Here is a 10617-nt window from a genome sequence, read left to right on the forward strand (position 1 = left end):
CCGGATATAGTGAGATGGCACGTCTACTTGGTATGGATGATGTCGCGGACAAATACGCTGTTATTGCAAAAAATATGGCGGTGAAATGGGAAAAAATGGCTAATGATGGTGATCATTATCGCTTGGCTTTTGATCGTGAAAACACTTGGAGTCAAAAGTATAATATGGTTTGGGATAAGATGTGGAAGCTGAATCTTTTCCCTAATAACGTGATCGAAAAAGAAATCAAGTATTATCTGACTAAACAAAATCTTTATGGTTTACCTCTGGATTCCCGTAAAGAGTACACTAAATCAGACTGGATTATGTGGACGGCGGCAATGGCACCCGACCAGAATACATTCGAGAAGTTTATAGATCCTCTTTATAAATACATTAATGAAACAAAAACTCGTGTACCTATCAGTGATTGGCATCACACGGATAGTGGTGAGTACGTGGGGTTCAAAGCCCGCTCTGTTATCGGAGGATATTGGATGCAAGTGATGAAAGACAAAATACTATGAGATACTTAATTACCAATATACTTATTTGTCAACTAAATATGAATATATGCTCTTATCATTTTTTTCTTCAAGGAGGAAAAAGACAGAAATCTGATAAATCAAAACTTACTTCTGAAGAGTATAGTTTTTTTGCGATAGTTTCGTTTGCGCAAACGGAAATACTATAGGCTACTATAAGCCCATTTTAATAGAGAATTTCAGAAAGCTTATAGGATTCTATTATATTAAAAAATTGATCAAACAAATTATTTAGTTCAAAAAATCGGAATGGTAAGGGAAAGTACCTAATACCGATCATTAAATAGAAAAACCATAAATATTTTGTAACGACAATCATATATTTATTAACTGATTTTAAATTATGAAAAACATTTTATTTGTAAACAAGGAAAAAGCTAGGGATAAAAATTTTCATTTGCTAAGACTAAACTTCCCGTTTCAAAGGTACGAATTAGTTCCCTCTTATACTTTCTCATATCAACCTATCATACAAATGAAGGCTATGCAAATACATACAATGGAAGTTCTACCAGCTCCCTAGGTATAAGCAAAGCTCCACTTCCTAAAATAGGAAAAGAAGGAGGTGATATAGAAATCTTTGTAAGATGCACAGAAACCAAAACAGACGATTATAGATATGTGATTAAAAATTTAAGCTATTCTCCCAGTGAAAACACAATAGATATAACCTTTTATATGACTGACCTTTATTTTAACAATAATGATAATAATCTATTAGATTACAAGCACGATTTGCTCAACAAACGTAACAATTAATATTATTTATCTTAAAAAAAATGTATTATGAAAAAGAAGACAAAAAGTAATGTTTGGCACATCCAATGGATGTTGTTAGCATTTGTCGCTCTTTGCTTCACTGGTTGCAAAGACGACAATGAGGATCAAGGAGAAGCTTTTGATCCCAACAAACCAATTGTCATTTCCGACTTTTCTCCCAAAAAAGGAGGAGTCGGTAATAACTTGATTTTGTACGGAGACAACTTCGGCAATGACATATCAAGGGTAAAAGTAACAATTGGCGGAAAGGATGCACGTATTATCACTGTAAAAAACAAGAGTATGTACTGCATCATTCCCCCAAAAGCTTACAATGGAGACATTCAGGTCAGCGCTTTGGACGACAATGGACAAGTAATAAGTAGCGCAGAAGCTGAAAGCACTTTCGAATACGAAAAGAAATGGATGGTAAGTACTGCCTTCGGAACGCATTACGAAAACTCGAACGAATTCTTTGACATGAAAGATGGTCCACTTGATGCAGGAGGCGGTTTCGGAAATGTTTTCTGGTTTTCATGGGATCCATTGTCAGATTACAATAAATTATATTTTACCAATGATGGAAAAACGACACGGTACCTTGACCTTGAAAAAAATGAAATAGGGACTTTCTCTCATGGTTTTGATAGGGTAACTGCCATGACTTGGACTTTAGATGGTGATCTCATTTTATCTCACAATCATTCAAGTGATACAAGAACAGCAAATTATCTATACACACGGGAGTCTAATTATAGCACTAGAGAAACCTTAGGTGGATATGCTCGTGGAGTTAATGGAACTATGGTACACCCCATAAACGGTGAATTTTATTATTCCAGATATAGAGCGGGGGATATGTGGAAATATGATTTTGAAACTGGTGAAAGCAGCTTATGTTTTCAAAATCCATACTCAGGAGTTGCCATTTATCTAGTGCCCCATCCTTCCGGGAATTATGCATACATGTTGGAGCAAGAATTCTATTTCATTATGCGTACTGACTATGACTGGATTAGTAAAACATTTACTACTCCTTATGCTATTTGTGGAACCGGAAATGCTTGGGGATATTCTGATGGTATAGGAACACATGCACAATTAAACAGACCTATTCAAGGAGTATTTGTGAAGAATCCAGATTATGCAGGTCAAGATGATGAATATGATTTTTATTTCTGTGATAAAAACAACCATTGTGTCCGTATTCTGACTCCAACCGGACGAGTTACAACATTTGCCGGACGTGGTAATAACGGAACTTCCGGACTATTTGACGGAGAAGTACGCACAGAAGCACGATTCAACGAGCCACGAGCACTGACTTTCGATCCGAAAAGAAACTGCTTCTATGTAGGCGATGGACTGAATAAAATAATCCGTAAAATTGCGAAAGAAACTGAATAACAAATGATAAACACATTTTTATAATGAGAAATTTTTTACTAACATGTATATTGTTGCTTGGACTTTCCGTCAGTGTATTAGCACAGGAAAATGTTACAGTAACAGGAACCGTGCTTGATACGAATAAAGAACCGATGATCGGTGTAAACGTATCTATAGAAAACATGCCCGGATTAGGAGCAATTACTGATTTGAACGGTAAGTACTCAATAAAAATGCCTCCTTACAACAAACTGGTGTTCTCATACATTGGCTACGACAAGGTAGAAGTATTGATAAAGGAACAAAGAGTAGTAAATGTTACTATGCAAGAATCTTCTGCCACTGTGATGGACGAAGTTGTTGTGACAGGTACTGGTACTCAGAAAAAGATTGCCGTAACCGGTGCTATCACAAACGTAGATGTAGAACAGTTGAAATCCAATCCCTCTAGTTCTGTTGTAGATGCTTTGGCAGGAGTAGTGCCTGGTGTGATGGCAATGCAATCAGATGGTCGTCCAGGTACGGTTTCTGAATTCTGGGTTCGTGGTATTTCCACATTTGGAGCCAGCAGTGCTGCCCTGGTGTTAGTGGACGGATTTGAGCGAGATATCAACGAAGTCAGTGTAGAAGACATCGAATCTTTCACAGTATTAAAAGATGCTTCTGCAACGGCTATTTATGGAAGTAAAGGTGCAAACGGAGTAGTTTTAATCAACACGAAACGCGGTAAAGAAGGTAAAATCAATGTAGATGTGAAATTAGAAGGATTCTATAGCACGTTTACCCAAAAATATGATTTCGTAGACGGACATACCTATGCTTCTATGGCAAATGAAGCCAAGACCACACGTAATCAAGAACCTCTTTATTCTCACGAAGAATTGGAAATGTTCCGTTTGGGACTGGATCCGGACTTATTCCCGAACGTAGATTGGATGGACGTCATGATGCGTGATGGTGCTTTCAGTTCGCGTGCTACAGTAAACATGAGTGGAGGTGGTAAAACCGCCCGTTACTTTGTATCAGGAAGTTATCAGGATCAACAAGGTATGTACAAAGTAGACGATTCAATGAAAAAAGACTACAACACAAATACGAATTTCCGTAAATGGACATATCGCATGAATGTAGATATCGATATCACTAAATCTACTATTTTGAAAGTTGGTGTTTCTGGATCATTACGTAAACAGAACGATCCGGGGCAGGGTACGACTTCTATTTGGACGGCATTAATGGGATATAACGCCATCACTACGCCTATCACTTATTCTGATGGAAGAATACCAGCTATTGGAAATGACAATGGTGACCGTTTTAATCCATGGGTCCAAGCTACTCAGACTGGATTCAATGAAAGCTGGAAAAATAATATTCAAACCAATGTGACTTTGGAACAGAAATTAGATTTCATCACCAAAGGACTCCGCTTTGTAGGACGTTTTGGATATGATACCGAAAATTCAAATTATATCAAGAGATATAAATATCCTGAGCTTTGGCGTGCAGAACGTTATCGTAATTCTGAAGGAGATTTAGTATTTACAAAAATTGTTGATGAAAAGAAACTTGAACAAACATCAGGTTCTAGTGGAGAAAGGCATGAATTCTTTGAATGGGAATTACATTATGACCGTGGATTCAAGGCACACCATGTAGGAGGAGTATTGAAATATACTCAATCTTCTAAAGTACAAACTCAGGGGATCGGCACAGACATTAAAAACGGTATTGCTCGTCGTAATCAGGGATTAGCAGGACAAGCAACCTATAACTGGAATTATCGTTACTTCGTTAATTTCAACTTTGGGTATACTGGATCGGAAAATTTCCACAAGGATCACCGTTACGGATTTTTCCCCGCAGTTTCCGCTGCATGGAACATCGCTGAAGAACCTTTCATCAAAAAACGGACAAAAGAATGGTTGAATATGCTTAAAGTACGTTATTCGTATGGTAAAACCGGTAATGACAATTTGAACGGCATTCGTTTCCCTTATTTATTTGATATTGAAACAATAACAAAGACAGTTGATAATAAAAAAGAACCTGACGGCGGTTATTGGTTTTCAGATATCAATGCCAACGTCAATAGATACTATGGAGGTATGCGCTATTCTTCCATAGCTTCACTCGATACTTCATGGGAAATAGCCACTAAACAGGACTTAGGAGTTGATATCCATTTGTTTGATGATAAGTTTACGGCCGAAATCGACTACTTCCATGAAAAACGTTCTGATATTTACTGGGATCGTAAATATTTGCCTTGGATAGTAGGCTTGGAACAAACATTTAAAGCTAATATCGGAGAAGTAAAGACCAAAGGATTCGACGGGCACTTTTCATTTAGGCAAAAAATTAAGAATGTGGATGTAACTTTACGTGGTAACATGACCTATAGCAAAAATGAGATCATTGAGCAGGATGAAGAAAATACAATTTATGGATATAAACTGAATCAAGGTCATCGTATTGATCAGGCGAAAGGATTGGTTGCTTTGGGATTGTTCAAAGATTATGATGATATCCGAAACAGCCCAAGACAAACATGGAACGAAGTAATGCCTGGTGATATCAAATATAAGGATATCAATGGTGATGGTATCATCGATGGCAATGACCGAGTAGCTATTGGGGCAACAAAGAGACCAAACCTAACTTACGGATTCGGAACCAGTGTACGTTGGAAGCAGTTGGACGTGAATGTTCTTTTTCAAGGAGTAGGAAAATCAACATATTTCATAGACGGTTCCACTGTATTTATGTTCAGAACTGGTGACGGTTGGGGTAATATATTGACTGAAATGGCTAATAGCAATCGCTGGATATTGGGAGAAAATGAAGATCCGAATGCAGAATACCCACGTCTAACCTATGGTAAGAATGAAAACAATGAACAGCAATCAACTTATTGGTTGAGAAATGGCGCCTATTTACGTCTAAAGAATTTGGATATCGGCTATACGCTACCTACTGCTTTAGCAAACAAGGCTCACTTGAATAAGGTACGTTTCTATTTTATTGCAACCAACTTGCTTACATTCTCTAAGTTTAAGCTTTGGGATCCAGAAATGGGAAGTACGGATGGTAAAAAATACCCACTTAGCAAAACTTTTACTTTAGGTGTATCAGTTAATCTATAAATAACAAAAACATATGAAAAGAAAAATATTAATTTTATCCCTTGTGATTGGTATGAATCTCTCATTCAGCGGATGTGCTGATTATTTGGATTCAGACTATCTGTTTGACGAACGTATGACCACAGAGGATGTATTCAAAGATAAAGAGTATACCAACAAATGGTTGGCCAGAGGATACTTTTACCTCGCAGACAACAGCATGCAAGACGTATGCAGCAAAAAGACCATCCCTTTCAATTTTGCAGATGACATGTATTACGGGGATGAAAACGATGGATATAAAAAGTGGAAAAACGGTGAATATAACGAAAGCGGTTTAGGAGACAATAGCAAATGGATATGGCTCAATGCCTATAGAGGAATTCGTCAAGTAACAATTCTTCTCAACAATATTCATCTGAATCAGGAATTCACTGAAGAAGAATTGAATGACATAAAAGGTCAAGCACATTTCCTGAGGGGCTATTTCTATTGGATTTTGCTTCGTACCTATGGCCCAATTCCTATCGTACCAGATGAAGGCGTTGATTATACATTAGATTATGATGAAATAGCATGCCCACGCAACACCTATGAAGAATGCGCTGACTACATCGCCAACGAGATGATAAAAGCGGCAAGCATGCTTCAACTTCAACGTGATATGCAAAATATTTCCCGTCCTACCCGCGGTGCAGCTTTAGCTCTCCGCGCACGTGTATTGCTTTATGCTGCTAGCCCGTTAGCTAATGGTGGAGCTCCTGAAGAGGTTCAAGCAGCTATGGTAGATCGAGAAGGTAATCCGTTACTTTCACCTACCAAGGACGAAAGAAAATGGGCAAGAGCCGCTGCAGCAGCTAAAGATGTCATGGATATGAATCATTATCATATATATACTACAGGACGTCGGGAACATGGAGATATAGCTTTTCCTAGCACATTACAGCCTCAAAAAGATCCTGAAAACCATTTCGATGAGAAGCCATGGCCGGAAGGATACATGGATATTGACCCGTTCGAATCTTATCGTTCCGTATTTAATGGGGCGATCTCTGCTTATGAAAATCCGGAACTGATATTTACCAGAGGCCGTAACCAAGGAGGAGAAGGGATAAACGTAATGTGTATTCATCAGTTGCCACGTCGTGAAGGTAAAGGATATAATTCGCATGGAATGACTCAAAAACAATGTGATGCCTATTATATGAATGATGGTTCCGACTGTCCAGGCATGAACGATATGTATGCGAACCAACCTGGATATGAAAGCCCTCTTCGTTATAACTCCGATCCGCGACCAACAGATTTAGTAACAGAAGAAGAACTCATTAATTATCCGGAACTGGGTCCTAAAGGAGTTGGGGTCTGTAAACAGTATGCACGACGAGAGCCCCGCTTTTACGCTTCTGTTGGTTACAACGGCGCTACCTGGAACTTACTGAATGCAGACGAAAGCAAAGACGAAGTAAAGAATGTACAAATATTCTATTATCGTGGAGATCCTAACGGATACAAAAATACAACATATTGGCCTCGTACGGGAATCAGTATCAAAAAGTACATCCATCCAGACGATATGAGTAATACACTGCAAACTTCTTATGATCAAAGTCGTATGAATAACTCCAAAGTGGACCCTGCCATTCGTTATGCGGAAGTGTTGCTAATCTATGCAGAAGCATTGAACGAACTGTCAGGTTCTTATGATATTCCTTCTTGGGATGGCAGTCGCACTTACACTATTAGTCGTAAAATCGACGAAATGAAGAAAGGTATTCAACCAATTCGTATTCGTGCCGGTATCCCCGACTACACTGCTGATATCTATGAAGACCAAACTAAATTCCGTATCAAACTGAAACGTGAACGTCAGATCGAACTGTTCGCCGAAGGACATCGCTATTTCGACCTACGTCGCTGGTGCGATGCTCCTCAAGAAGAATCTGCTCAAGTATATGGATGCAATGCGTATAGTACCAAAAATATGTCCGCTATCTTCCATACTCCGACAGTGACTCCATCGTTACCATCTATTTTCACTACGAAAATGTGGTTCTGGCCCATTCATCATGACGAGCTGAAACATAATAAAGAATTAACTCAGAATCCGGGATGGAGAGATCCGGAATAATCTTACAATTTAAGCATATTGAACATGAAGAAAATATATTATCTTTTTTTAGCGATGGCAGCAGGACTCTGCTGCACATCGTGCAACAACGAATGGGAAGACGAACAATTCTTACAAATGCCTTCTCTAAAAGCAGAACCGAATAGCGCAGGTGTCACTCCTGTTTATGTGCGCTACGATATCAATGGAACCAAACGCTATAATCTTCCGGTGATTTTTAGTGGATCAACGATGAATACTCACAACCGTACCGTACATTTCGCTGTAGATACAGATACACTTAGAAGTTTGAACGAGGAACGATATGGTAAACGGAACGAACTCTTTTACCAACAGTTAACATCCGAATACTGTACTTTTCCTGAAAGTATAGAATTTCCAGCTGGAGAATGCCAAACTCTATTACCCATAGACTTCACTTTGGGAGGAAATAATGGCGAAAATCCACTAAATCTGAGCGACAAATGGATATTGCCTCTGACCATAGTAGACGATGCTTCTTACGATTATCAGCCAATCCACGTAAACATTATCGGAAGGCATTGCTGAACATAACTCCATTCAACGACTATTCGGGCGTTTATGGAGGTACTAAGTATATGATATACATGGACGGTAATAAGAAAGAACCACTGACTCTGAATGAACATAGAGCTTACGTACATGATGACAAAACGATATTCGTCTATGCCGGACTTAGAGATGTTGATTTTCTGGATCGCAAACTCTACAAAGTATTCATCGAGTTCACAGACGAAAGAATTGATATCTTGAAAAAGAAATTGAGAATCTATAGTGATAATGACAAAAATAATAAATTTAAGGAAATCGGGCAGTCTTATTATACTATTGAAGAAGAAATGGACCCACAGAAACCTTATTTAAAACATATTTATATCACTCTTGGTTTGTCATATGAATTTGAAGATTACACCACAATCGGTGAAAATAATAGAATTAAGTATCTTGTGGAAGGTACATTATCTATGCAACGTGATCTCAATACATTGATTCCTGACGAAGATCAACAAATTCAATGGTAATCTTTGTGTCATAATTTAAATTAAACGGAAAGAATGATCCTAATATAATAGAATCATTCTTTCCTTAATATTTTAAACTTAAATATGAAAGCCCACTCCATCAGTCGTCGTGAATTTCTAAAAAACTTAGGTATTGCCGGAAGCGGAGTAATCCTAGCTGCCAGCCCATGGCTTTCTGCCTTCTCAGAGGTAACTCAAACCAATAACGAAAAATGTCGTCTGGCCATTATCGGTCCTGGGTCCCGCGGACGCTTTCTTATGAATTTCCTCATTCAAAACCCTAAAGTCAAAATCGTAGCCTTATGTGACATTTATCGTGCCTCCATAGAAGCAGCCTTAAAGCTCGCTCCTAATGCTAAAGTATATGGCGACTATCATGAAGTACTGGAAGACAGAAGTGTGGATGCTATACTAGTAGCAACACCTTTGAGTTCCCACTGCCAAATCGTAATTGACGCTTTTGACGCGGGAAAACATGTATTCTGTGAAAAATCAATCGGTTTCACGATGGAAGAATGCTTCCGTATGTATAACAAATATCTGAGTAGTGGCAAAATTTTTTTCACCGGACAACAGCGTCTGTTCGACCCACGGTATATAAAAACCATGGAAATGATCCATGCTGGCACGTTTGGAGAAATTAACGCTATCCATACTTTCTGGAATCGAAATGGTGACTGGAGACGTCCTGTACCTTCACCACACCTGGAACGCCTGATCAACTGGCGCCTGTACCGGGACTTTTCAAAAGGATTAATGACCGAATTAGCTTGTCATCAGCTCCAAATAGGAAGCTGGGCATTACGTAAACTTCCCGAACGAGTAATGGGCCACGGTGCTATTACCTATTGGAAAGACGGCCGGGAAGTCTACGATAATGTCAGTTGCATATACGTATTCGATGACGGTGTAAAGATGACATTCGATTCTGTCATATCCAACAAGTTCTACGGTCTTGAAGAACAGATCATGGGGCACTTGGGTACTGTCGAACCGGAAAAGGGAAGGTATTACTTCGAAAATATCCCTCCTGCTCCCGGTTTTCTTCAAATGGTCAATGAGTGGGAAAATAAACTGTTCGACTCCCTTCCTTTTGCAGGAACTAGTTGGGCCCCTGAGACAGCCAATAGTAATAAAGGAGAACTCATACTAGGAGAACGCCCCAAAACAGACGGAACCTCATTATTGTTGGAAGCATTTGTAGAAGCAGTTATCACCGGTAAACAACCGCCGCGAATTGCAGAAGAAGGTTATTATGCCAGTATGCTCTGTCTATTAGGACATCAAGCAATGGAAGAAGAGAAAACACTCAGGTTCCCTGACGAATACAAGATTAATTATCTGAATCATCAATCCAAATCCACTGGGACACTATGAAAGATAGTATTATAACCGCAGAACGGAAAAAGAAAGAATTGATTAATCTGTTAGTGTGCTTCATTATAGCCAATCTGGTCAATCTATATGCGATAATTACCTATCACACTCATTTTTCTGAGATGATAACTAGTATATTCTATATAATTATATTTACTTTTTTGATTTATACTTTTTGGACGATTATTCGTATATTTTTTTATAGTATAAAGGTATTATTTAAAAGAGAAAATAAGATACAAGAATAAACTTATGCACTCATAGCTACT

8 protein-coding genes are annotated in these 10617 nt (G+C 38.5%); all 8 read left to right on the top strand.

Annotated elements, in window-relative coordinates; all coding sequences use genetic code 11:
- The coding region (locus JCM17102_RS20055) for a DUF1793 domain-containing protein (protein WP_025076450.1) at nucleotides 1-506 on the top strand (506 nt) is incomplete at its 5' end.
- 804 nt (nucleotides 507-1310) lie between these two features.
- The gene (locus JCM17102_RS20065) at nucleotides 1311-2690 is read left to right on the top strand and encodes an IPT/TIG domain-containing protein (protein WP_025076452.1); all 1380 of its coding nucleotides are present in this window, start codon (nucleotides 1311-1313) and stop codon (nucleotides 2688-2690) included.
- A 23-nt stretch (nucleotides 2691-2713) separates the two neighbouring features.
- Nucleotides 2714-5818, top strand: a complete 3105-nt coding sequence (locus tag JCM17102_RS20070) for a SusC/RagA family TonB-linked outer membrane protein (protein ID WP_025076453.1) — start codon at nucleotides 2714-2716, stop codon at nucleotides 5816-5818.
- Between the two features lie 13 nt (nucleotides 5819-5831).
- Nucleotides 5832-7928, top strand: a complete 2097-nt coding sequence (locus JCM17102_RS20075; protein ID WP_025076454.1) for a RagB/SusD family nutrient uptake outer membrane protein — start codon at nucleotides 5832-5834, stop codon at nucleotides 7926-7928.
- Between the two features lie 24 nt (nucleotides 7929-7952).
- The gene (locus tag JCM17102_RS32295; protein ID WP_306302494.1) at nucleotides 7953-8477 is read left to right on the top strand and encodes a DUF4973 domain-containing protein; all 525 of its coding nucleotides are present in this window, start codon (nucleotides 7953-7955) and stop codon (nucleotides 8475-8477) included.
- The gene (locus tag JCM17102_RS32300) at nucleotides 8393-8971 is read left to right on the top strand and encodes a BT_3044 domain-containing protein (protein WP_306302495.1); all 579 of its coding nucleotides are present in this window, start codon (nucleotides 8393-8395) and stop codon (nucleotides 8969-8971) included. The genes JCM17102_RS32295 and JCM17102_RS32300 overlap by 85 nt, the downstream gene beginning before the upstream one ends.
- Before the next feature lie 84 nt (nucleotides 8972-9055).
- Complete coding sequence (locus JCM17102_RS20085; protein ID WP_025076455.1) at nucleotides 9056-10348, top strand: Gfo/Idh/MocA family protein; 1293 nt, start codon at nucleotides 9056-9058, stop codon at nucleotides 10346-10348.
- Complete coding sequence (locus JCM17102_RS32050; RefSeq protein ID WP_025076456.1) at nucleotides 10345-10596, top strand: hypothetical protein; 252 nt, start codon at nucleotides 10345-10347, stop codon at nucleotides 10594-10596. Before JCM17102_RS20085 ends, JCM17102_RS32050 begins: the two co-directional genes overlap by 4 nt.
- Nucleotides 10597-10617: the final 21 nt, after the last annotated feature.

The sequence above is a fragment of the Bacteroides faecichinchillae JCM 17102 genome (assembly GCF_000614145.1).
GTDB classification, from domain to species: domain Bacteria; phylum Bacteroidota; class Bacteroidia; order Bacteroidales; family Bacteroidaceae; genus Bacteroides; species Bacteroides faecichinchillae.

Excerpts from the sequence above, each read along its gene's own strand:
- JCM17102_RS20075 (WP_025076454.1), top strand. The coding sequence starts at position 5,832 with ATGAAAAGAAAAATATTAATTTTATCCCTTGTGATTGGTATGAATCTC.
- JCM17102_RS20085 (WP_025076455.1), top strand. The coding sequence starts at position 9,056 with ATGAAAGCCCACTCCATCAGTCGTCGTGAATTTCTAAAAAACTTAGGT.
- JCM17102_RS32295 (WP_306302494.1), top strand. The coding sequence starts at position 7,953 with ATGAAGAAAATATATTATCTTTTTTTAGCGATGGCAGCAGGACTCTGC.
- JCM17102_RS20070 (WP_025076453.1), top strand. The coding sequence starts at position 2,714 with ATGAGAAATTTTTTACTAACATGTATATTGTTGCTTGGACTTTCCGTC.
- JCM17102_RS32300 (WP_306302495.1), top strand. The coding sequence starts at position 8,393 with ATGGATATTGCCTCTGACCATAGTAGACGATGCTTCTTACGATTATCA.
- JCM17102_RS20065 (WP_025076452.1), top strand. The coding sequence starts at position 1,311 with ATGAAAAAGAAGACAAAAAGTAATGTTTGGCACATCCAATGGATGTTG.
- JCM17102_RS32050 (WP_025076456.1), top strand. The coding sequence starts at position 10,345 with ATGAAAGATAGTATTATAACCGCAGAACGGAAAAAGAAAGAATTGATT.